20 protein-coding genes are annotated in these 23,500 nt (G+C 56.9%); 5 read left to right on the plus strand and 15 right to left on the minus strand.

What is annotated here, in order from left to right:
* Nucleotides 1–114: 114 nt before the first annotated feature.
* A complete protein-coding gene (clpA, locus tag ACR0MV_RS11740) occupies nt 115–2,439 on the plus strand; it encodes an ATP-dependent Clp protease ATP-binding subunit ClpA (protein ID WP_170423146.1) in 2,325 nt (774 codons plus the stop codon).
* Between the two features lie 109 nt (nt 2,440–2,548).
* Here clpA and ACR0MV_RS11745 read toward each other — a convergent pair whose 3' ends face one another.
* Nucleotides 2,549–3,202, minus strand: a complete 654-nt coding sequence (locus ACR0MV_RS11745) for a BUD32 family EKC/KEOPS complex subunit (RefSeq protein ID WP_170423148.1) — start codon at nt 3,200–3,202, stop codon at nt 2,549–2,551.
* A 197-nt stretch (nt 3,203–3,399) separates the two neighbouring features.
* Here ACR0MV_RS11745 and ACR0MV_RS11750 point away from each other — a divergent pair, with 197 nt between their 5' ends.
* A complete protein-coding gene (locus ACR0MV_RS11750; protein ID WP_480702234.1) occupies nt 3,400–4,287 on the plus strand; it encodes a YHYH protein in 888 nt (295 codons plus the stop codon).
* Between the two features lie 24 nt (nt 4,288–4,311).
* On the opposite strand, the gene ACR0MV_RS11755 is transcribed toward ACR0MV_RS11750, so the two are convergent.
* The 3 genes from ACR0MV_RS11755 to ACR0MV_RS11765 form a co-directional block, all read right to left on the minus strand.
* Nucleotides 4,312–6,012, minus strand: a complete 1,701-nt coding sequence (locus ACR0MV_RS11755) for a peptidoglycan -binding protein (RefSeq protein WP_480702235.1) — start codon at nt 6,010–6,012, stop codon at nt 4,312–4,314.
* A gap of 3 nt (nt 6,013–6,015) precedes the next feature.
* Nucleotides 6,016–7,194: a biopolymer transporter ExbB gene (locus tag ACR0MV_RS11760; RefSeq protein ID WP_170423154.1), complete on the minus strand. Its 1,179-nt coding sequence runs from the start codon at nt 7,192–7,194 to the stop codon at nt 6,016–6,018.
* Nucleotides 7,195–7,263: 69 nt separating this feature from the next.
* A complete protein-coding gene (locus ACR0MV_RS11765; protein WP_170423156.1) occupies nt 7,264–7,794 on the minus strand; it encodes a gamma-glutamylcyclotransferase in 531 nt (176 codons plus the stop codon).
* A 67-nt stretch (nt 7,795–7,861) separates the two neighbouring features.
* On the opposite strand from ACR0MV_RS11765, the gene ACR0MV_RS11770 reads away from it, so the two are divergent.
* The gene (locus ACR0MV_RS11770) at nt 7,862–8,863 is read left to right on the plus strand and encodes a DUF2125 domain-containing protein (RefSeq protein ID WP_480702236.1); all 1,002 of its coding nucleotides are present in this window, start codon (nt 7,862–7,864) and stop codon (nt 8,861–8,863) included.
* Here ACR0MV_RS11770 and ACR0MV_RS11775 read toward each other — a convergent pair.
* The 4 genes from ACR0MV_RS11775 to ACR0MV_RS11790 all read right to left on the minus strand — a co-directional run bounded on the left by ACR0MV_RS11775 (nt 8,860) and on the right by ACR0MV_RS11790 (nt 13,187).
* Complete coding sequence (locus ACR0MV_RS11775; protein WP_480702237.1) at nt 8,860–9,708, minus strand: extensin-like domain-containing protein; 849 nt, start codon at nt 9,706–9,708, stop codon at nt 8,860–8,862. The genes ACR0MV_RS11770 and ACR0MV_RS11775 overlap by 4 nt on opposite strands.
* On the minus strand, nt 9,705–10,625 hold the full coding sequence (locus tag ACR0MV_RS11780) for a prephenate/arogenate dehydrogenase family protein (protein WP_480702238.1): 921 nt from the start codon (nt 10,623–10,625) through the stop codon (nt 9,705–9,707). The genes ACR0MV_RS11775 and ACR0MV_RS11780 overlap by 4 nt, the downstream gene beginning before the upstream one ends.
* Nucleotides 10,622–11,707: a histidinol-phosphate transaminase gene (gene hisC, locus ACR0MV_RS11785; protein ID WP_480702239.1), complete on the minus strand. Its 1,086-nt coding sequence runs from the start codon at nt 11,705–11,707 to the stop codon at nt 10,622–10,624. Before hisC ends, ACR0MV_RS11780 begins: the two co-directional genes overlap by 4 nt.
* Before the next feature lie 64 nt (nt 11,708–11,771).
* On the minus strand, nt 11,772–13,187 hold the full coding sequence (locus ACR0MV_RS11790; RefSeq protein ID WP_480702241.1) for an aminotransferase class V-fold PLP-dependent enzyme: 1,416 nt from the start codon (nt 13,185–13,187) through the stop codon (nt 11,772–11,774).
* A gap of 103 nt (nt 13,188–13,290) precedes the next feature.
* Between ACR0MV_RS11790 and ACR0MV_RS11795 the strand changes: the two genes are divergently transcribed.
* Entirely contained in the window at nt 13,291–13,752 is a 462-nt protein-coding gene (locus ACR0MV_RS11795) for an Lrp/AsnC family transcriptional regulator (protein WP_480702242.1), read from the plus strand.
* A gap of 2 nt (nt 13,753–13,754) precedes the next feature.
* Here ACR0MV_RS11795 and ACR0MV_RS11800 read toward each other — a convergent pair whose 3' ends face one another.
* On the minus strand, nt 13,755–14,579 hold the full coding sequence (locus ACR0MV_RS11800) for an SDR family oxidoreductase (protein ID WP_480702243.1): 825 nt from the start codon (nt 14,577–14,579) through the stop codon (nt 13,755–13,757).
* Nucleotides 14,580–14,728: 149 nt separating this feature from the next.
* On the opposite strand from ACR0MV_RS11800, the gene ACR0MV_RS11805 reads away from it, so the two are divergent.
* On the plus strand, nt 14,729–15,610 hold the full coding sequence (locus ACR0MV_RS11805) for an AraC family transcriptional regulator (RefSeq protein WP_480702244.1): 882 nt from the start codon (nt 14,729–14,731) through the stop codon (nt 15,608–15,610).
* Nucleotides 15,611–15,664: 54 nt separating this feature from the next.
* Here ACR0MV_RS11805 and rpsD read toward each other — a convergent pair whose 3' ends face one another.
* The 6 genes from rpsD to ACR0MV_RS11835 form a co-directional block, all read right to left on the minus strand.
* Nucleotides 15,665–16,285, minus strand: a complete 621-nt coding sequence (gene rpsD, locus ACR0MV_RS11810) for a 30S ribosomal protein S4 (protein WP_480702245.1) — start codon at nt 16,283–16,285, stop codon at nt 15,665–15,667.
* 200 nt (nt 16,286–16,485) lie between these two features.
* A complete protein-coding gene (locus tag ACR0MV_RS11815; RefSeq protein ID WP_480702246.1) occupies nt 16,486–16,986 on the minus strand; it encodes a hypothetical protein in 501 nt (166 codons plus the stop codon).
* 318 nt (nt 16,987–17,304) lie between these two features.
* On the minus strand, nt 17,305–18,078 hold the full coding sequence (locus ACR0MV_RS11820; RefSeq protein ID WP_480702247.1) for a hypothetical protein: 774 nt from the start codon (nt 18,076–18,078) through the stop codon (nt 17,305–17,307).
* Between the two features lie 317 nt (nt 18,079–18,395).
* Nucleotides 18,396–20,285, minus strand: a complete 1,890-nt coding sequence (locus tag ACR0MV_RS11825; protein WP_480702248.1) for a TniQ family protein — start codon at nt 20,283–20,285, stop codon at nt 18,396–18,398.
* Nucleotides 20,239–21,240: a TniB family NTP-binding protein gene (locus tag ACR0MV_RS11830; RefSeq protein WP_480702249.1), complete on the minus strand. Its 1,002-nt coding sequence runs from the start codon at nt 21,238–21,240 to the stop codon at nt 20,239–20,241. The genes ACR0MV_RS11825 and ACR0MV_RS11830 overlap by 47 nt, the downstream gene beginning before the upstream one ends.
* Nucleotides 21,237–23,498, minus strand: coding sequence for a DDE-type integrase/transposase/recombinase (locus ACR0MV_RS11835; protein WP_480702250.1), 2,262 nt, complete (start codon nt 23,496–23,498; stop codon nt 21,237–21,239). The genes ACR0MV_RS11830 and ACR0MV_RS11835 overlap by 4 nt, the downstream gene beginning before the upstream one ends.
* Between the last annotated feature and the right edge of the window lie 2 nt (nt 23,499–23,500).

A 23,500-nucleotide genomic window follows, 5' to 3' on the forward strand; every position in this document is an offset into this window, starting at 1 on the left:
AAAACCCTTGAAGCCGGGCCACGATCAACCAAACTCTAATAGTATGAGGACATGGTTGGGATGGGGATCCGGCCGAAGCCTGCCCCTTTCGACCCAAGACAGAGGAGCACCCGCGTGCCTTCATTCTCGAGCACATTAGAACAAGCCATTCACGCGGCCCTGGCGGCTGCGAACGAACGGCGTCACGAATTTGCTACGCTAGAGCATCTGCTTCTGGCGCTGCTGGAAGAACCTGATGCGATCCGCGTCATGAAAGCCTGCAGCGTAGATCTGGATGAACTGCGCAGCACTCTGGTCGAATTCATTGACGAGGATCTGTCGAACCTTGTCACAGACATTGACGGCTCAGAGGCCGTCCCCACAGCCGCTTTCCAGCGCGTTATTCAGCGCGCAGCGATCCACGTCCAAAGCTCGGGCCGGACCGAGGTAACAGGCGCGAACGTGCTGGTTGCCATCTTTGCCGAGCGCGAAAGCAACGCGGCCTATTTCCTGCAGGAACAGGACATGACCCGCTATGACGCGGTCAATTTCATCGCGCATGGCGTCGCCAAAGACCCGGCCTATGGTGAAAACCGTTCGGTTTCAGGTGCGGATCAGGTTGAGGAAGAGGTTCAATCTGGCGCGACCGAAGGCGATCAGAAGGAAAGCGCGCTTGGGAAATACTGCGTTGATCTGAACGCAAAATCCCGCGCTGGCGACGTTGACCCACTGATCGGTCGCGCAGATGAGGTTGAGCGCTGCATTCAGGTTCTGTGCCGCCGCCGCAAGAACAACCCGCTGCTTGTGGGTGACCCCGGCGTGGGTAAAACAGCGATTGCCGAAGGTCTGGCCCATAAGATCGTGGCCGGAGAAGCGCCTGACGTTCTGTCCGAAACCACGATTTACTCGCTGGACATGGGCGCGCTGCTGGCCGGCACCCGCTATCGCGGTGATTTTGAAGAACGCTTGAAGGCAGTCGTGACCGAGCTGGAAGATCACCCTGACGCAGTGTTGTTCATCGACGAGATCCATACGGTGATCGGTGCAGGTGCCACTTCGGGCGGTGCCATGGATGCGTCGAACCTGCTGAAGCCTGCCCTGCAGGGCGGCAAGCTGCGCACGATGGGCTCGACCACTTACAAGGAGTTCCGTCAGCACTTCGAAAAAGACCGTGCGCTGAGCCGCCGGTTCCAGAAGATCGACGTGAATGAACCTTCGGTTGAAGACAGCGTGAAAATTCTGCGCGGTCTGAAACCGTATTTCGAAAAGCATCACGAGATCAAATATACAGCTGACGCGATTAAAACCGCAGTGGAGCTTTCGGCACGTTACATCAACGACCGCAAGCTGCCCGACAAGGCCATCGACGTAATCGATGAGGCCGGAGCGGCGCAGCATCTGGTCGCGGAAAGCAAGCGCCGTAAAACCATTGGCGTCAAAGAGATCGAAGCGGTTGTAGCCAAGATTGCGCGCATTCCGCCGAAAAACGTCACCAAGGACGATGCCGAGGTTCTGAAAGACCTCGAAGCCTCGTTGAAACGGGTGGTGTTTGGTCAGGATGACGCGATTGTCGCGCTGTCCAGCGCCATCAAACTGGCCCGCGCCGGTCTGCGTGAGCCCGAAAAGCCTATCGGCAACTACCTGTTCGCTGGTCCGACCGGTGTGGGTAAAACCGAGGTGGCGAAGCAATTGGCCGATACGCTTGGTGTTGAACTGCTGCGGTTCGATATGTCGGAATACATGGAGAAACACGCCGTTTCCCGTCTGATCGGTGCGCCTCCGGGCTATGTTGGGTTTGACCAGGGCGGTCTGTTGACCGATGGCGTCGACCAGCATCCGCATTGCGTGCTGCTGCTGGATGAGATCGAAAAAGCACACCCGGATGTGTTCAATATCCTGTTGCAGGTGATGGACCACGGTGAACTGACCGATCACAACGGCCGCACAGTGAACTTCCGCAACGTGGTACTGATCATGACCTCGAACGCGGGCGCACAGGAACAGGCAAAGGCCGCCATCGGCTTTGGCCGCGACCGTCGCGAGGGAGAAGACACCGCAGCAATAGAACGGACCTTCACGCCGGAATTCCGCAACCGTCTGGATGCGGTGATTTCCTTCGCGCCTCTGCCGAAAGAGGTCATCCTGCAGGTGGTTGAGAAATTCGTCCTGCAACTGGAAGCGCAACTGCTGGACCGCAACGTGACCATCGACCTGACCAAGAAGGCCGCTGAATGGTTGGCCGACAAGGGCTATGACGACAAGATGGGCGCACGTCCGCTTGGCCGCGTGATCCAGGAACACATCAAAAAGCCGCTGGCCGAGGAACTGTTGTTCGGTAAACTGGCCAAGGGTGGTGTGGTCCGCGTCTCGGTGAAGAAGGGCGAGCTGAACCTCGAAATCCTTGGCCCCGATCAGCCGCGCATTCCGGGTGACAAGCCTCCGTTGCTGACAGCGGACTAAGTGACGCCGCACTGCAAACAGAAATCCCGCCTTTTGAGGCGGGTTTTTCTTTTCGGAGTTCTGCGTCTGCCCTTGGTTGGCCCGGGAGCCGTAAATCGCGACCTCAAAGTTACTTTCGAACGCGCGGCTGACCGTTTGGCACGGGACACGGTATCGGCATGGCCTTTGGTTGCCTGTCTTGCGCCGCAAGATACGCCAACAAGAGGCATTGCGCATAGCGCGGCCCTTCAAGACCCTGAGCAAGCGCAGAAAGGATCGCAATCCCCAGGTCGCGCGCCTTGCGCAGTCGCCCAGCTTTGGACGGCGAGAAATACTCAAAATCTATCAAGCGAATCTGCTGTCCGTCCCAGCACATATCCCTAAACGCCGGGCGCCCATGCGCCAGGTCCATCGCGTGCAAACGCGCCAGCGCCCGACCTGCAGCTCGGCAGGCCTTGAGCTTATCGACCGTTGCGACATCGGCATCTTTGCAAAACTTGGTCAGACTGCTTCCGGCGTCCTCAACGACGATGTAATCCGAACCCTCGGCCAGGACCCTTGGAACAGCCACACCGCGGTTCCAGAGATAAAGATGGGACTGCCGATCCCGATCAAAAGCTTGTTCAGGTTTGCCTTTGACCAGCCAGAGATGTGGCGCAAAACGCTCAACACGTTTTAGCCAAAATCGCAGACCCCGCCGGGTCTGACACAGAGTCACACGTTGATGCGGGGCCTTCAGGGCCTTGTGCATCGCGACGTGTATCTCCGCCGTTTTGTCTGTCACGCTCACCTCCGGTCGACCTTGGGTGAGATATAGGAATTCTGCCTGCACGTTTCATCTTGGACGGGCGAATTATTCGCTCGACCAGCCCCGTTTCCGGCGCGGATCCGCCTCTGCCCTAAAGCTGCAATCGTATTTTTGCACGGAATGCCGCCTGCCACCCGTTTCACTTTCAATGTTGAAACGCGAAAGGAATTTTGATGACCAAAACTGTCGCCATTTGGAGCGCCGCATTCGCACTATCGACCATAGCTGCCATCGCCACCGCGCAGCACAGATTTCGATACCATGACGAAACCGAAACTCAGCCGCTTCGCCTGCAGGCCGCAACGGTTGATCCCGGAACCAGCCTGACAGAGATTTCAGAGTCCCAAAACAGCCTGAAGGTGTCAGCCAATGGGATTCCCGATCACCTTGTCGGCCGCTTCCCCAACCGAGGCAATCCGCACGGCATTTCGCAACAAAATGTCAGCTTGAAGATACCTGCCAATCCCAAATCCGCTCGAACGGTCACTCCACTGGAATTGGGCTGGAACTTCGGCGTGTCTTTGAACGGAGTGGTGTTCGATCCCTTGGCTGCCGAATTCTGGCACGGTGATCCTAATTCGGGTTGGTCCTATAATGCCCTCGGGGGTGCGGTTACGTTGGGACTGGATGAGAATTTCGCCCACGTGCAGCCCAACGGTAAGTACCACTATCACGGCATACCCACCGGTTTGATCGAACTGTTGGACTATGCGCCAAACCGCCACTCCCCATTGATCGGATATGCAGCGGACGGCTTTCCGATTTATGCAATGACCGGAGTCGTGGACGGGAATGTCCAGAAAATGACATCGTCTTACCGTCTTAAAGCGGGCAACCGACCGGGTGGCGACGAGCCGGACGGAGAGCATGACGGCACGTTCAACGAAGACTATGCCTATGTCGCAGGTTCCGGGACTCTGGATGAATGTAACGGAGCCTTTACGGTTTCCCCCGAATATCCATCTGGAACCTACGCTTACTTCCTGACGGAAAACTATCCGGTTATCCCACGCTGCTTCGCAGGCAAGCCAGATACTAGCTTTCGCTTCGGTCGTGGCTGATCCGTAGGTTTAACGAGTGCAACGTTACCTTTCGGTGAGTTTCAGCTCGATCCGCCGGTTCTGCGCGCGGGCCTCCGGCGTGTCGACGGGGTTGACGGGCTGGAACTCACCAAATCCATTTGCGGCCAGACGGTTTGGCGGGATGCCCAAAGCGTCGACCATATAGCGCACCACCGACAGGGCACGCCCCTGGCTTAGCTCCCAATTGTCGCGATACCGGCCTGATCCGGCCAGCGGCACGTTGTCGGTATGGCCGTCGACCCGGATCACCCAGTTCAGACCTTCGGGGATTTCTGCGGCCACACTGCGCAAGATTGCGGCAACTTTGGCAACCTCTTGCTGCCCTACCGGGGACAGGACGGCAGAGCCGGTGTCGAACAGTACCTCGGACGAGAACACGAACCGATCGCCTTCGATGCGAACGCCCTCTTCGTTGCCCAGAACATCGCGCAAACGACCAAAGAATTCGGAACGATAGCGCTGCAGATCCTCGGCCTGGGCCGCCAGTTCCTGGTTCTGACCAGACAGGGCCTCGGCCTCGGCTTCCAGCCGGGCGCGTTCGGCCTCTTCCAGCAGACGCCGGCGACGCTCTTCCGAGGCCGCACGGGCAAGGGCTGCGTTCAGGTCCTGACCAAGACTTTGAATACGGATGTCTGCAGCGGCGTTGCGCTCTTCATAGTCATCCAGAATAGCCTGCAACCCACCAAGCTGCTGACGCAGTGCGGCCATCTGTTGATTTAGCAAGGCTGTTTCGCGCTGAGCTTTTGCCGAAATCGCCTGCTCAGCCGAGATTGCTTCGCGGGCCACGGCCAAGAGGTTGGCGCGCTCTTCCGCCAGCGAACGTTGTGTCTGCGCTTCGGCCTGTGCTTCGGTTTGCGCGGCAAGAGCCGCCTGCAACTGCGCTTGCAGTTCGTCAGCGTCCAACGCACCAAATTGGCGTTCCAATTCGGCCCGGGCGGCCTGCGCTGCCGCCAGCAGGGTCAGCGTATCCTCTGCTTCTTTACGCTGAGCCTCCAGCGCCAGGGTCATGGCAGTTAGCTCGGCGTCCGCGTCCTGCAGGCGGTTTCGCAGGTTTTCGGCGGCAGCGGCCTCGGCCAGTCTTGCCGCCTCTTCCGCGCTGAGCTGATCTTCCAATTCACCAATCCGGGTCGCCTGCGCCGCGTCGCTTTGTTCCAGATCAGCGACCAGGGCTTCCAATGCCTCACGACGAGCGGCTGCCAAACGGGCCGCCTCTGCCTGTTCGTCGATCTCAGCCCGGCTTTGCGCCAGCGCCAGGTTCAGAGCCTGCTGTTCGTCCAACAGTGCTTCGCGCTGCGCCTGAAGCGTCGAGATCGCACTACGAGCGCGGTTCTGATCCGCCAGAAGCGCCGCCACCTGGGCCTCGAAATCAGTGATGCGGGCCTGTGACAGGGCCAGATCCACCTCGGCGCGCGCAAGGGTATCCTCAGTCTGCGACAGGGTCGCGTTCAGCGCTCCAAGGCGTGCTTGCAATCGGCTGTTTTCGCGCTCTTCAAGACCCAAGGCACCGACCAGTGCGGCAACCTCATCCGACAGGGCTGTCAGCTCGTCCTCTTGCCCGGAAATCGTCTCGCGCAGCACAAACTGAACCACCATGAAGATGGTCAGAACGAATGTCAGCACCATCAGCAGCCCGGTGATCGCGTCCACAAAGCCCGGCCAGACCGAACCCTGAAAACGTTGACCTGTGCGGCGGGACAGAGCCATGAGTTACTCTCCTTCCGGAGCGGTGCGCACGGCGCCTCTGGGCAGTGTCAGGGCTTTGACCAGCAATTCGATGTCCTTGCGCAGCTCGCTCATGCTTTCCTGTCGGCCCGCAGAGATTTCTTCGAGAATGCGAAGCAGCTGAACATCCATCGAACGCAGCCGCATCCGGCTTTCGGCATCAATGCCGTCGCCTGTGCCCTGCTCGCGCATATGGTCCAGCAGCGCGTCCTGACCAAGGGCCACCCGTTCCAGCGCAGCGGTAACGCCTTCGGTCTCGGACTGGCGCACATTCATCTCGCCGATTGCGTCGACCAACTGACCCAATTTGACGGAAACAGTCGCGCGATCGGCCTCTTGCGCGGAAAACAGATCCTGCAGGGCATCCATCTGTTCAGACATGGCATCCAGAACGGGCGTCAGTACCGCAATCTCTGCCCCGCCCTCTTCCGCCGACGCAAAGCCCACGCGCGTGATCGAGGATAACCATTCCTCAAGCTCGCGATAGAAGCGGTTTTGTCCGTGGCCCGCAAAAAGCTCTAGCAGGCCAACGATCAGAGAGCCCGCCAGCCCCAACAAGGACGACCCGAACGCCACGCCCATGCCCTGCAATTGAGACTCGAGCCCCACCATCAGGCGGTTGAACACAGCCAGCCCTTCCTCGCCCTCTTGGGGGTTCAGGCTGCGGATCGTGTCGACAATGGCCGGAACGGTGGTCGCCAGACCAAAGAACGTCCCCAAAAGACCAAGATAGATCAGGACGTTGGTGATATAGCGGGTGATCTCGCGCTCTTCCTCGACGCGCTCTGCAACCGAGTCCAGAATCGACCGCGTTGAGCTTGAGCTGATCTGCGATCTTGCCCCCCGCTCGCGCAGCAGCGACGCCAGAGGTGCCAATAGTTGCGGTGTGCGGGCGTCTTCGCGCACGACGCCACCGACAAATGCTTCGATCCAGCGGACCGAGCCAATCAGCTGTGTGACCTGATAAAAACAGGCGAACACGCCGATTATGAACACCAGAATGATGAAGCCGTTCAGGTATGGGTTGGCCTCGAATACCGGCAACACGTATGGCAGCGCCATAAAGACACCCAAGCCCGCCAAGGCAATTGCGACCAACATCATCACAATCTGACGGATGGGATGCGAGAAATGGGGTCGCGCGCCCTGATGTGCCTGCGCCATGCGCGTGTTTCCTGGTTTTTGCCTGCTCTGGCTTGAATCTAGCCAAATTCCGCCGACGACGCCAAGGGTTTATGAGGTAATGGCACGCACCCGTTGCGCCAACCACTCAAGATCGGGATCGCGCAAGTCAATCTCGGCCAGATGTTCCGCAGTGTTGTACAGGTATTCCGTATTTGGTCCGCGCCCGCCAACCGCGTGTGCGATGATCTGCGCCTGCTCTTCCAGCGGCATGCCCCCGCAATATTGGACGTGATCAGCATCAATCACATACGTGACCGCATTGACGACCTCACCACTGGCCAACTGCACATCCAACATCTTCTCGACATAGGCCGAAGAAATCAGCTCGCGCTCGCGCAATTCATGCAAGGTGCGGTCTTCGTGACCCGCCTCAACCGCCAGAGCCAGCCCCTTGCAGTGGGCATCAACCTGCTCGTCCAGCGCCAGAACCAGACCGGGGTGATCTTCGGTCCCACGATGGTGGATTGAGCTCATGCAGAAGGACCGCGCATAGCCGTGCAACGTGGCGTGTTCGCTGCGCGCTACCGGAAAGCCGGGATTCCACAACAGTGATCCATATCCGAAAACCCACATCGTCATAGCTCTGGTCCTTGCCCGTTTGGGCCTATAAACATCAAATTCAACGCGGGAAAAAGGGCCAACTGCCATGCGTGGACTTATACGAGTCGTCATTTTCATAGCGGTTATCTGGAGCGCCTATTGGTTCGTCGCCGGTTACGGGTTGCGCAATGCGATCACCACGTGGTTCGACAAACAGCAAGACGTTGGTTGGCAAGCGGACTTTTCAGATGTCTCAACGGCTGGCTATCCCTTTCGCCATGTCACGCGCCTGAATAATCCCGCGCTGGCTGACCCGGTCAATGGTACCGCCTGGAGCGCCGATTGGATCGAATTCCAAAGCCCGGCAATTTGGCCCGGCCGACAAGTGCTGCGCTTTGCCGACACACCCCAACGCCTGTCCTACTACGATCAGACGGCCACCATTGAGGCCAGCGACCTGCAGGCAGAACTACAGCTACAGCCGGGCGTGGCGTTGGTGCTGGAAAAGATGGCGTTGACCGCCGGACCATGGTCGATCACCGATGATGCCGAGCCTCAGGCCGGGGGCGATACACTGGCGCTGGTGATGGAACAGACCCCAATCCCGGTGGCCTATTCCGTAAAGGCCAGGATTGACGGCTTTACCCCCGGCGACGACCTGCGCACGTTGATGCGGTCGGCGACCACTCTGCCACAGGCGTTCGAAACGCTTGAGCTGGATATGGTAGCCACGTTCAACAAGCCCTGGGACCGCTCAGCCTTGGAGCAGAGCAGGCCGCAGCCGGTCAAAATCGACCTGAAACTGGCCGAGATGAAATGGGGTGCCCTGCGTCTGTTCGCGGCGGGCGAACTCGATGTCGACCATCAGGGTATTCCAACCGGAGAGATCGCGATCAAAGCCGAAAACTGGCGCGACATGATCGCCATGGCCAATGCAGCGGGCGCCCTGCCCGATCAGGCTGTTGACCCTGTCACGCGCGCGCTGAACTTCATGGCCGGGCTGGGCGGCAATCCAAATGCGCTAGACCTGCAACTGAACTTTCGGGATGGGTTCGTCGCGTTGGGTCCGCTGCCCTTGGGACCCGCACCGCGCCTGATCCTGCGTTAACGGCAGTATGGTCCGCGGCGATGGCGGGCCGTATCCAGATGGAAATGATCGCGGTGATACCGATCTGAGTTCGGGCCCAAGACGGTTCCGAACGGCCCGCATGCCCCGCGCCAAATCTTGGTCAGTTGCCGTTTGGACGGGTTCTTGCGCCAACCATTCAGAACGGTGACGACCTCACCATCCGCCATCTTGAACGCGGAAATGTCGATCGCACGGCCCTTGCCATGTTCGGAAATCCGCGCGCCTTTTTGGTTATTGCGCGTCCGGCACGCATAGTGCGCGGCTACCTGCAACTCTACCACCGGCCCGCGCCGTTTGAATGTTGGCTTAACGCTCTTGTCGACCCATTTGTTCAGCGCAATCGCGGTACCGCAATCCATCGTCGACGGTCGGCTCAGCGCTACTCCAGACACTGATGTGATCTGAACGGCATCCTTGATGCCGCAGGCTTTGATCCTTCCCGGCACACGGCCGACCGCCTTGCCCTGAATGTCGATATCGCCGCACACCGACCCTTTGCGCAACTTGCGTTTTTTGAAGAACGCCTCCTGCTCAAGGGTTTTGGGTCGCAGGTAAGGCATCAAGGACGTGTCAGGCCCCAACAAGGGCAGATCAGAGGGCCTTGCTGCAACCGCCAAAACCTGAGCAGATACCGGACGCTGTTCGGGCCGGATGTTCGAGGTGGGCAGCTGAGGTATCGCGCTGCTAAAGGCCAGTTGCTGGGGGGCCAGAGCGGCGTCAGGCCGGGCTACGGGGATCAACGACCGCTCAAGAACGCCAGCCTGAACGGACGCGGCACAGGCGGCCACCAATCCGATCAAAGCGGTTCTCAAGCGCTGTTTCATGGGTTCGCTTTCCCCCGCCCAAAGTCGGGCGCATCCGTATCCTGACCCGCGTCAATGATGCCGCGGCGGATCGCACGCGTGCGGGTGAAGTAGTCGAACAATTGCTCCCCATCACCGGTGCGGATGGCGCGTTGCAATGCGAACAACTCTTCGGTGAAACGCCCAAGGATCTCAAGCGTTGCATCCTTGTTGGTCAGGAACACATCGCGCCACATCGTCGGATCCGACGCCGCGATACGCGTGAAATCCCGGAAACCTGCCGCGGAGTACTTGATGACCTCGGTATCCGTGACCCGGCGCAAGTCATCAGCAACACCGACCATCGTGTAAGCGATCAGGTGCGGCGCGTGCGATGTGACAGCAAGAACCAGATCGTGGTGATCTGCGTCCATCTCGTCCACGTTCGAGCCCATGCCTTCCCACAGCGCGCGCAGACGGGCGATGGCATCCGCGTCGGACCCATCGACCGGAACCAAAAGACACCAACGATTGTCGAACAGCTCTGCAAAACCCGACTCTGGGCCTGAATGCTCGGTTCCAGCCAGCGGGTGCGCGGGGACGAAATGCACGTCCTCGGGAATATGGGGCGAGACGGCTTCGATCACGTGGCGCTTGACCGATCCCACATCCGTCACCGTTGCGCCTGGTTTCAGAACCGAAGCGATATCGGCCGCCACTGCCCCCATCGCACCGACGGGCACGCAGAGCACGACAAGATCAGCACCCTCAACCGCCTCTTGCGCGGTGTCGCATACGCGATCGCACAGGCCGATGCGGCGGGCCGTTTCGCGGGTTGCTTCTGACCGGGCATACCCGGTCACTTCGCCCGCAAGCCCCGCGCGTTTGATCGCCCAGAACATGGACGAAGCGATCAGGCCCAGCCCGATCAAGGCCACACGGTCGTAAACTTGGCTCATGCGGCGCCCCCTTTGAACGCGGTGATGGCCGCAACAACGCGGCGGCAGGCTTCTTCATCGCCCACGGTGATCCGCAGGGCATTCGGCAGGTTGTAGCCCGCCACGCGGCGCACGATCAAACCTTGGGTTTTGAGATAGTCGTCACAGGCCTCTGCCTCGGCCTGATCGGCAAAACGAGCGAGAATGAAATTGGTGCAAGAGACGTCTGAATGCACGCCAATCTTAGCCAGCTCGTCCGATAGCCAGACACGCAGCCGCGCATTCTCGGCCTGACAGTGAGACAGGAATTCCACGTCCTTCACCGCAGCTTCTGCCGCCGCCAACGCCGTTAACGACAGGTTAAACGGCTGCCGCACACGGTTCAGCACATCGATGATCTGCTGGGACGCATATCCCCAGCCGACCCGCATACCGCCCAGACCGTAAACCTTGGAAAAGGTCCGCGTCATGATCACATTCTCGAACCGGTCCACCAATGACGCGCCACCGTCGAAGCCGTCAACAAACTCGGCATAGGCCCCGTCGATTACCATTAGGCAGGTCTGGGGCAGCGCCTCGGCCAGTCGCACCAGCTCTGCCTCGGGGATCATGGTCGAGGTCGGGTTGCCCGGGTTGGTCACGAACACGATGCGTGTCTGCCCGTTCACAGCTGCCAAAATGTTGTCGACATCGACGTGGCGATCGCGTTCGTCCACCATCACAGGGGTCGCACCGGCCATGCGGGCGATGATCGGGTACATCGAAAACCCGTGCTCGGTATAGACCACCTCATCCCCCGGCCCTGCATAGGCCTGAGCGACGAATTGCAGCACCTCGTCACTGCCGACGCCGCAAATGATCCGCGCCGGGTCAAGACCGTGCCGTTCGCCGATCGCGGCACGCAGGCTGGCGTGGTCGGTGCTGGGATAGCGATGCAGTGTCGCGGCGCTTTCGCGCACCGCCTCAATTGCCTTGGGGCTAGGGCCAAACGGGTTTTCGTTGGAACTCAGCTTGATCACATGCTTGACCCCGGCCACATGCGACTGGCCGCCCTGATAGAGCGCGATGTCCATAATGCCGGGTTGCGGGGTGATCTTGTTCATAAGAGGCTCCGTTGTTGGAGCCCCTCATACCTGTCTCAACGGGTTGAGAAAAGCGGCAATTCCGTCACGCCGCCTTGAAGCGGGCCGTCGCCGGGTCGGCATTGTAATACGGGGCGAATTCCTCGGTCCGGCGGGACAGGTCATTGACGCTGTCTATGATGAACTGAACCGTCTCTTCGCTCATCAGATATGAGAAGTTCAGACGCACCCAACCCGGTTTCTTCATTTCCTCACCCGCAGACAAAGCAGCATGCAATTCAGTGGAAGTCTCTTGGTCGATCTCCAACAAGCGATGCGCATACGGCCCCGCACAGGCACACCCACCCCGTGCCTGAATGCCATAGATGTCGCTGAGCATCCGAGTGAACAGTTGCTGATGCACTGGCTGGCCCGAGTTGTCCCGGACAAGGAATGAGAAAATCGGCAAGCGGTGCGGGTTTTCAGTGCCTAGCAGGGTCAGGTTCGGATTATCGCGCCACCCGTCCAACGCCATCTTGTTGTACTGCGCTTCGCGTTTGGCGATCTCATCCGTGCCGACGACATCCTTGACGATAAAGGCCAGTGCGGCTCGGATATCACCGATCACGTTCGGCGTTCCGGCTTCTTCGCGCGTGGCAAGGTCTTCGCTGTAATCATGCCGCCAGGGCGAAACGAAGCTGACGGTGCCGCCACCGGGCCAGCTGGGACATGTACGGCGCACTGCGTTCTGATTGACGATAAGAACACCCGACGCACCCGGTCCACCCGGAAACTTGTGCGGAGACACCACAATGGCATCCTTGCGTGCATCCTCTGGCCCCATATCCATCGGCAAGTATGGCCCGCCGCCCGCATAATCCCAGATCGAAACCGCGCCGTGAGATTTGAGCAGGCGTGTGATCGGGTCAGGATCAGTGATGATACCCGTCACATTGGACGCCGCCGAGAATGATCCGATGATCAGATCCGAATCTGCATTGTCCTGCAGCGCCTTGCGCAGAGCATCCAAATCCACACCGCCCTCGGGTGCCTCGGGGATCTCGATGACTTCTGCCTTGCTTTCCCGCCAGGGCAAAATGTTGGAATGGTGCTCATACGGCCCGATCAAGACAACCGGCCGGTCAGCCTCCTCTACTCCCATCAGACTGACCAGCCGGTTAAGACCCGCAGTGGCACCGGACCCCGTGAAGATCACGGCATCCTCGCCCCTCGCGCCAACAATGCGGGCAATTTCTGCGCGCGCTTCGCGACGCAGACGGGTCATGTAGGACCCGCAATAGGAGGCCTCGGTATGGCTGTTGGCATAGAAAGGCAGCACCTCATGGGCGACAAAATCCTCAACTTGCCGCATGGCACGACCCGAAGCGACGTAGTCCGCGTAGACCAGCGGCACGTCCCCGTTCAGACCAGGGATCAGAACATTCTCTCCGATCAGCCAGTCGCGCAGGCTGGAATTGCGAGTGGTGGATTGGAGTGCTGCGCGAAATTTGGACAAGGTCATCTGTAAGGCTCCGTATTGCACTATCAAATATGATTGAGCCGAGACGCGGAAACTTCACCTTTCTTTGGATAGATTTCTTATTTTTTGTGTCATATGCTTCGATATGGCCGAAAACTTAGATCAAATTGACAAACACATCCTGCGCGAGCTTCAAACGGACGCCACGCTTTCCCAACGCGAATTGGCGGACCGGGTTGGGCTGTCGCAGAACGCCTGCTGGCGACGCCTGAAAGCTTTGAACGAAAATGGAGTCATCACGGGGTCAACCGCGCGGATCGCGCGCGAAAAGCTGGGGCTTAGCCTTGTGGTGTTTGTGATGCTGCGCACACGACACCATTCCGCTGAATGGTTGCAGGCTTTCCGCAGCCATGTCCTGACAATCCCCGAGGTGGTGGATTTCCACAGGATCGGCGGCGACTATGACTATCAATTGAAAGTCGTGACCGAGGATATGGCGTCCTATGACAAGGTCTATCAACGCCTGATCGAGAAAGTCGAACTGGACAGCGTAACCTCGTATTTCGCGATGGAAGCGATCGCCGAAGGGCGACCGCTGCCGATTTGAGCTTAGGACAACCCGAGCATCGTTTTCATGCCACCGATAAACGTAGCATCATCCAGTGCCTTGCGATTATCGAGGAACTCAACAGCATCCTCACCCGCGCGATAGCGCAATGTGTCGGTGCCATCCGTGGCCGCGTTCAGGATAACGTCCGCAACGACACTTGGCGGCGACGTGCGTGAGGCCATTTCTTCAGACCCCCAAGTGCTGAACAGGGCCTGAACAACGGGCTGATATTCGGTCATGCTTTCGTCGTTCACGAAGTCAAAGGACCGGCCGCCAAAGTCCGTGGCAATCAACCCGGGTTCGACGATTTTGACCTTGATACCGGCAGCGGCCAATTCGTAATGCAGCGACTCCGATATCCCTTCGACCGCGAATTTGGTCCCGTGGTAAAGCGCCCCGAGCGGGAAGGTGATCTGTCCACCAATGGACGAAATATTGACGATGCAGCCCGATCCGTTGGCCCGCATATGTGGAAGCACGGCTTTGGTCACGGCCAGCAAACCGATCACATTGGTGTCGAACTGACGACGAATGCGGTCCATCGGAAACGCCTCGAGCGGACCATACGCGCCATAACCCGCGTTGTTCAGAAGAACATCTATCTGGCCGAACCGGGCGATCCCTTCTTGGACAGCCGCAGTGATCGAGCCCTCATCGGTCACGTCCAAGCGCGTCACCAATACGTTCTCAAGCTGCGTCAGCTCGGTTTCCTTCTCAGGGCTACGCATGGTCGCGATGACATTCCAACCCTGCTTGTGAAACAGTTCCGCTGTGACTTTTCCGATACCCGACGATGCGCCGGTAATGAGGATTGTCTGAGGCATGATCCTTCTCCGCTGAAATGAGCCTGACAAACAGATAGGCGCTTGCGCCAAACCTTGCCTGCCGGATTCCACGTAACTTCTGCCTAATTCTCTGACCCCCGGGATTTTCGCTGGCTGCGATAGGGCCTGCAAATTATGCTGAAAGCGATATGACACACGCTGATCTGATTTCCGAAATCTGCTGCGCAGTGCGCGGAGAACCCGAAGACGCGCAGTTCTATCCAACGGCGCTGGACGGCTTCGGACTGGTCCACGACGTCAAATGCAAATCCTTTCAGGCTCTGGTCTACGAGCCGATCGTCTGCCTAGTTCTACAAGGACAGAAAGAAACACGCATAGGCGATCGCCTGGTACATTTCGGAGCAGGTGACTCTCTGATCGTCAGCCATTCGGTTCCAGTGATGGCTTCGGTCACCGAGGCGAGCCGCGAGAAGCCTTATGTGGGTCTGGTATTCTCGCTGGATTTGTCGGTTCTGCGAAGTGTTTACAACGAAACCAACGCCACCGATGTCGAAACCGCGCAGAGCCTCGCTGTTTCCAAGGCGTCTCCTGACCTAGTCGACGCAATGACCCGCCTGTTTCACGCCAGCCAGAACGCGATGGATGCGCAAGTATTGGCACCGCTGATCAGTCGAGAGATTCACTATCGGCTGCTGCAAGCGGATCACGGAAGGATGTTGCGGCAAATGCTCTGGCGCGACAGTAGCGGCAGCAGGATCGCGCGGGTCATCGATGTCATTCGTTCGGATTTCAAGACGTCGCTTTCTGTGCCGGACCTTGCACAAGCAGCCGGCATGAGCGTTTCGACCTTTCACGCTCACTTCAAATCGGTTACCGCCAAGTCACCTCTTCAATACCAAAAAGAACTCAGGTTGCTCGAGGCACGCAGGCTGCTGTCACACGCAACCCTCAGCGTTTCGCAGGCGGCTTTTGAGGTCGGGTATGAAAGCCCAACGCAATTCAGCCGAGAGTATTCACGCAAGTTCGGCGTGTCGCCACGACAAGACATCGGCACACACAGCGCCGCCTGAACGAAAAAGGCCGCGCAAAATGCGCGGCCCTTCGGAATGCGGTATCAGCGAAGATTAGTTCTTCGCGTAGAATTCGACGACCAGGTTCGGTTCCATCATGACCGGGTAAGGCACATCGTTCAGGCCCGGTGCGCGAACGAAGGTCGCGGTCATTTTCGAGTGGTCGGCGTCGATGTAGTCAGGAACATCACGCTCGGCCAGTGCAACAGCTTCCAGAACAACGGCCAGTTGCTTGGACTTGTCACGAACTTCGATCACGTCGCCTTCTTTGACGCGGTAGGACGGGATGTTGACCCGCTTGCCGTTCACTTTGACGTGGCCGTGGTTCACGAACTGACGTGCAGCAAAGACGGTCGGCACGAACTTGGCGCGGTAGACTACTGCGTCCAGGCGGCGCTCCAGCAGACCGATTAGGTTTTCACCAGTGTCGCCTTTAACACGCTCGGCTTCGGCGTAGATGCGGCGGAACTGCTTTTCGGTCAGGTCGCCGTAGTAGCCTTTCAGCTTCTGCTTGGCGCGCAGCTGCAGACCGAAGTCCGACAGTTTACCTTTGCGGCGCTGACCGTGCTGGCCGGGGCCATATTCACGACGGTTGATCGGGGATTTCGGACGACCCCAGATGTTTTCGCCCATCCGGCGGTCGATTTTGTACTTGGCAGACGTGCGTTTGGTCACGGCTGATCTCCTTCGTTTTGGTCGAGGCCTTTGCAGGCCACTATGAAGGGCGTTGTCCTCTTGAGGTTTCCCCCATGACAGGCATCCCCTTGCGGGGTCCACCAACACCAATGAAGCCGCGCTTATATCTGCCAGGCGGACAGAGTCAACACACGGTCGGAGAGATTTTGATAAAGGTTAAGCGTATTTTGCGTGACGGATTAGTCAGCCGTTGTGTTTGCTCGCTTCACAGCGCCAGCCCAGCCTTCAATCGCGGGTGAGCGCGTTGGAAACGCAACCACCGTACGATCCAAGCGCACGGATGCGCTGTTGTTTTTATACTCGGTGATTTCACTGACCCAGAATTCTTGATCCCGCGCCGGGTATCCGTTTTCGAACATCAGAACCGGATCTGACTCTCCCGAAACCAGGAATAGCGAGGCGGCAAACTTTTGCGCCCCATTGGTCAGCACTACAGAACCCATCGCGGATCCTTGCAAATCCGGAGAGTTTGCGAATTTGCTCGTATATTTTGCTGAGTAATCATTCGAGCCGCCCGAAAGCTCAAGCTCTTGGTGGACTGGCTCGGCGAGGTGTACGGCCTGCCCGCGCCACGACCATGCCGCTCCGACCTTCAAAAAGGACCGAGGCGCGGCCTCAAGCCCATCCAACTCTGTTTGTATCCACGAAATCGCTACACGACCGTTAAAACCGGTTCTCATTGCAACCGCCCGTACCTTTCAACACATCACTGCTCACTAGGATTGTCTTATCAGGTCAGAATCTGGCGTAAAAGAGACGTAAATGCAGCAATCACGAAAATGTTGCGGCTGAGTCAAATCAGTTTGAGACTTCACTCAAGCCAAAATCAACCTTAGCGCGAAGAGGAAGAGGCGGACACAGCTTAAACTCGCAGATTTGATCAGAAAATAAAAGTCTAACGTATTGTTATAAATATGAAAACGTTGGGTGATTCCCTCATGCCAAAATAGCTAAGGTGTATTGAGAATGCACGTTCAAAAAAGCAACCTAAACCCAGTTCACCCCTTCAAAGCATCCAGGTACGCGCGCTTTGCAACAGCAACATCCGCGTCGCTCATGTCTGATCGGTTCAATTCCAGAAAATATTCCGCGCTCCCTTCGGGCTGAACGTTTCTTTCATCGATCGACTTCAGGTGGTCTGATCGCACATTCAGCTTGGACAGAGCTGTAAGCAGCGGCATATCCCGCGCGCGCTGAGCCGAGACGTTAACCACCGCAACCTCCGCCCGTGGGGAAACGCAGTCAGACACCCGCTGCACGACCGCCTCAAGGTCCGCGCCACGCTGCAGCCGCTGGCCATACTGGTCGAGGTCTTCGCAGATTCTGTTGCTGCGCAAGTTCTGCCAATACGTGCTTCTGATCCATTCATCTGCGTTTCTGGTCGTGAACAGAAAGATGATGCGATCTTTCTCAGCCGTCAGGCGCAACACCTCGTCAAACAAGGCCCTGCTAAGAACATGCGTTTGCGCATAAGACCACACACCCTTTCGCCCTGGGATAAGGCCCGACAACTCTTCGTTGCTGATCAGCAAAGGTTTGCCCCGTTCACCTGCGAACGGCGCAAGCGCCTGACGCAGCCTCAGGCCGAAGTTTTGCAACGTCCGCTCTTTCGGAGCAACCGCATAGCGCCGAGCGGCCAAACTGACCTCCTGCAGATCGTGTGGCAATAGGATGTTCACCTGTTCCTTCAGAACATCCAGGTTTTTCTCAAGCGTCTTTTGCAGGGTCGTTGTGCCAGTTTTGTGGAACCCCTGATGAATTAGGACTTTCACAGCACGTCTTCCAAATGAGCTGGCCCTTTCCGAATGCCGACGAGCCCGCATGAAACGGGCTTGTCGAAACAATAGGGTTCAAACATCCAATCGGCTTGGAACACCACTACCGGAAAGCGGTGTTCCGTTGGGCATAAATAACCCATAATCGGCAGCCGCCAAAATCTAAAACATTGATTGTTATAGATATTTAGTATCACGCTTGATTGTGCCGCGGCCACTTCGCCCATCTTGACAACTCATTGTCGCCCACTAAAAAATTTGGGTAACAAAAAAGCCGCCCCGAAGGGCGGCCGTTACTTCAGCTTTTTGTTCTTCTAGAATTCTGAGGTTCTGTAGAGCTCCACTCCCGCCGCTTTGGGTTCCCAAACTGGCAAGATTCCTCGAGATTTTAACTTCCTTCGGGCTTCCGGAACTGTTGTTGCCATTCTCGTCGCAACGTCGGTGATCTTTTGGTAGTCCACCTTGAAACGGTCCACGCTAGCAGGGCTAACAAGATCACGCATCTGCCCCATGTGTCTAGTTTGTCCGCAAATTGTCAGAACCGGTTCGATTCCGTCTGGTGGAGTTCGAAGAAGGAAGTCGACTGAGGTGGCAGAAAGGCCAAGCTTTCGCGCGACATCCGAAATCGATTTCCCGGGAGAACCAGTTCGACAACCCAGTTTTTCACCCACTTCTGCCACGTCAACAAGTACAGATTGGTAACGCAGTTCTTCGTCGAGAAGCTGAACTCCAGTGAGTTGCCTTTGGAGCAACAGTTCGACAATCTTGACAGCAGGCACTTTCAAGGCTTCAGCCGCATTGGCAATTCCCAAAACACCCTCGTAGGGTTCTGATACGGGCTGTCCGAAACTTCGCAAGCGGTTCACGAAATTGTCCAGGTCGTTGGCGTCAACTCCCTGAGCAATGCTCCTTCGGCCATCTCTACAGCCCGCGATTGGTTTAAGCATCCCAGCTTCGATGAGCTGCGCCACTTGGGGCCGTTTGCAGCCTAGATATTTTGGAACCTCAGAAATCGCTACCGAACGCCGCATCCTCCTAAGAAGGTCTTCAGCACATGCAACATCAATGGCTCCGAAATCCCGTTTCGCGTCATAGTCCGCAGGCAGCAGATCGGCGACCATCAGCGCATTTTGAACAGTTCTGGGATGCACACCAAACTTCTGGCTCAGTGACACTACAGAATGACGCCGCCGCTGCAAAACGGGTTCTCCAAACAGAATCGTTCCCGCACCAATTGGCATGGTTTCCAGAATATGTTCACGGAAAACCTCCCGAAATGGCCCAATCGGTTTTCGGTTTTTTTTGAACTGAATCCACTTATATAGAACACCGAACACACCTTGCGGCCCGGCTTGGACCTTGGAGCATGGCGCCTTCTTCTGCACCGCTTCAAGCCCTTCTCGAACGCCTTCAGGGCCACGTCGAGTAAACTCGTACCCAACCTCCCCGGCCAAGTCCCAATCCGCTTGCGATAGATTTGGAAGATTTGCATTTGGACCAAATGCGATACACGCACCGAGCATTTCAGATGCACGTGAGGCTAGATCAATCAGCTGCCCGTCCAGCCACTCTGGCCCTGGGCGCCCTTCAAGCCTGGCTTCAAGGTAAGATTGCAGTTCAGAGACGCGCCTCTGTTTCCCAATTTCGGCCAGCTTTGCCAATCGCGCTTCGTCTGGCATATGGGCAGCCAAGTCCAGAAAGAGATTGCCTCGGCCTCTCCCAGGCTCTCGGACCAAAGGAACGGAATGAACGGGACAAGTTCTAACAGGTGAAAAAGCCCAATTGATCTTCCCAACCGGCATTCTCAACGACTGAGGGCAGTCCGAGATGTCGTTCAAGATGCATTGCGGGCAATAACTTACCCGATTGCCCGCAACGAATTCTGAATGAAACTCTTCATCTCGATGTTTGTAGTAGCGAAAGGCAAGCTGTTTGTATCCGCCCTGCGTAAGTCGCTCCGCAGGAATGCCGGTCAGCTGATGCATCTGCTCAACCGCGTTGTCTCGGGTCCTGGCGAGGTCCTGAAGCGGAATACGCACAAAAGAAGAAAACTCTTTCGCAGACATATCACATTGAACACGGGCGAACCGGCTGACCCATGAAACAAAGCTCTCACCTGGCAAAATGGGCATCATTGGCAAAATTGTACTCAATGAATCACCCCCGTCCAACTTGCTGATGTTGCCGCCGGGTTCGTTCTGCATCAAACTCTTCGGCGTCGCTATCGATCTCCAGCGCTGCCCAATCATGAATCTCGAACACGTTTTGATCCCAAGAGCAGCCTTCTTGGATGCTCCAAGCTTCCGCAAAATGAGATCGCTTCAAACGGCAGCTCTCTGCGTAGAGGGCTTGTTCGATGGCCGCGAGGATAGTCTCGATTGCTCTTCCGAACAGACCCCGGCTGCCATGGATAAGGCGCCTCAGTGTATCTGTTTCGATGTCGGGTCGGATGCCGGCCATCTGACAGTATGTATCAATCAAGCCTTGAAGATTTTGTTCGTGGTGGCCCACGACGAGCGGTCGAGACATGATTTTTCTGAACCGTCTGTCAACTTGCTGATCATAACGCGCCACCTCAAGAAGCCGGTCAGTGCCACTGAGAACGAGAACCACTGCTTGGTCTCCTTGCATCAGCGATTTCAGCGTTTTGCGCATGTCGTCAATCTCACGTGCTGAGCGTGACAGGAAAACGTCCTGGGCTTCATCGATCCAAAGCACGACGATGCCCAACAACGACAAGCGATGCTTCACGACGCGCCAGATGTCCCAAGCGGGGGCTCGATCTGAAACGTCGTTCATTCCAAGTTCTCCGAGAATGGCGCGGCCCAGGCTTTTGAGTGTCGCTGGACTTGGCACCTGAATGCGGATGTACCGAGGCACGTCCTGCTCCGTCGCCGCTTGCAACGCCGGGTGGCGACTCAGGACCCTGTGAACCGCGGTAGTTTTACCATCCCCCGGCTTCGCAACAACCATAAGCCCCCTGGCCTCAAGCCCTCCTGCATGGAGTTCCGGAGCAGGCAACCTACCACCTTGCTGGTCGGGTTGAAGCAAACGGTCGAGTTCACGCGTAATTTGGTGGTGCCGATTGTTTGTGAAGTACTTGGCCCGCAACGACTGCATAACCGTCTGAGGATCGATAACTGGGTTGATCTGGTTCATTTGTCACCCTCCTCGTCGCTCTCCCAAACATCTTTTTCAACGGGTGGATGACGGTCCTGGTTACCCTCGTCCTCGGACAAGTAGTCGGGTTTTGTCGGAGCAACGGTAATGCCAAACTGCGTTGGCCCCTGTTCCAGCCGTGTCTCAGACGAGGAAACGGTAAATCCGACAAACAGTTCCTTTTCCAACGCCGCCATGCGTGTCTCAGAGTAGACCTGTGAAACCAGACCGAACTCGAGCGATTTTTTGAGGTTCATTGCATCAATGGCTTCAAGCGCATTTGCAACGACATTCTGTTCCCACGCCCTTTTACGCGGTTCAGAACTCTTCATCTTGCGTCGAGCCGCAACCCACTGTTGCGCATGAACACTGTCGAATTCATCGTAAACCGCTGGCACTTCATGCCAGTGTTCCCCAAGCTTCACAAAGATTGCCCCAATATTCTCAGGCAACCAGCTGACTTGCAGATCCTGCTTGCCACGATGCGCAAACCATTCCGCCAATTGCTCTGAGTGGTACTGTACACCCAAAACTGTGACACCTGATTTGCTCAGGGTCCGTTCAAGTTTCTTTCCAAAAATCAGCCGCCTCTTGCGCATATCAGGCGTTGCCTGAGCGGGAAAGTTGCCGTCCGCGATATCTTTGTTCCATTGCTCGAGCGGCGTCCGACCGTGCAGTCCTTCATGGGGTGTATTATGGTAAACGTCCACAATCCAGCGCACCAGCGCAAAGCACAGATCTTCAGTGTTCAAGCAGGTGCGCTCCTCTGTCGGATGATCTCCGCGTTCAACTGAATTCGAAAACGTGCGACCATGAAGTCGGGCAGCAAGCCCCGTCGATGCAGTCTTAAAAAACCTTTCGACTGTTCCGCGCATACCGGGCATGCCGGCGATGGTTTTTTCAACGGTAATACCCAGATCCAGGCAAGTGCTGATGAACTCTTGCGATTTGAAGGCAGCTCCATTGTCCGTAACAAGGACTTCCGGCAAGCCAAACATGTCCCAAGCCGCTTCGGCGCCTACGGAATCCACCCATGCACCTTTGTCCTGTACCGCCATTTGCAAGCAATCGATTGCCGTGGCGGATTTAGGGTTCTTCGTCAGTTTCATCGCAAGAATGCAGCGACTGCGGCAATCAATCATGACAGACAGCCACCAACGTGTGCTCTTCGCCCCTTTTTCGCCAAGCAAACCAAGGTCCTCGAGCTCTTTCTGATTGAACAGTTCGCCAAGACCTGTGCTGTTCACAAGGGTGCAAAGATCGACCCGCCATTCATCCATTTGAGCTTTTTGGAGCAATCGAGAAGTCTCAATTCCCCGCCCTACCGGCTTGCAGCGTTTCATCGCCTCTTCGTACCCGTACCGGTGCAGCAAAACTTCGAACTCACTATAGCTCTTAATGCATCGGCGCACTGCATCGCGACTAGGCACGCGGAATGGGGTCAGACCCTCTTTTTCACGTTCCTCGTTGACCCTTACAAACGCCCGCTGAACGTCTTCGGTAGTCTTCTTTTGAGTCGGTCGGTTGAGATTGAAGTAACTTTTTCGCGTTTCTGCATCGAGCAATTTTTTCTCTTCGGAGCTGAAGTAACTATACCGATTTCCGCGGTTATGAACGCTATCGATAAGACCAAGCTTGCCGTTTCGACGATATGCAGTCACCCACTTCCTCAGCGTGGTCGCATGGACGGGCTCAACGCTCCCTACAATCCGTCCGCCGCCCTGCCGACGCCGCCGCTTTCCAGACCGAATTTCTTCGTCGCGCATGCACTCTTCTGGGGTTGGCATCTCTTCTGAGGCGATTGTTGCGGCCAATTGACAAATATCCGCCATACGCTCCTTGATCGATTTGTCATTTGGTGAGACGCGATCCTCGCTTTCCAGCTCCAGATAAGCGCTTACCAAGCTGTAGCGTTTCCAGAACCGCTCTTTCTGCTTTTCCGTCAAATCGAACAGCGAGATAGAGTTATTGAAGTTTTGATTGCGATCCGCCTTGGGCAGGAAGTGGTTACGTTCATGCACAATTTCGCCAGAGGCGTTGCGACGGCTCAATTCTTCATAACCAAAAAACTCGGCAAGTCCTGATCCGGAAGTTGGGTAAAGGACATAGCCGTTTGCAGTTCTGCCGGCCAACCGCATACGTTTGCCTGCAATAGTTACGCGGTCATGCATCGAGATTTCGAAGCGGCTTTTTGTTGAAGCGCTTGCGATATTCTTCGCTTCAGCCATTTTCTTGGTCAGATCATAGTGAACAGTCATGG

It is taken from the genome of Ruegeria sp. BC3 (assembly GCF_056539265.1).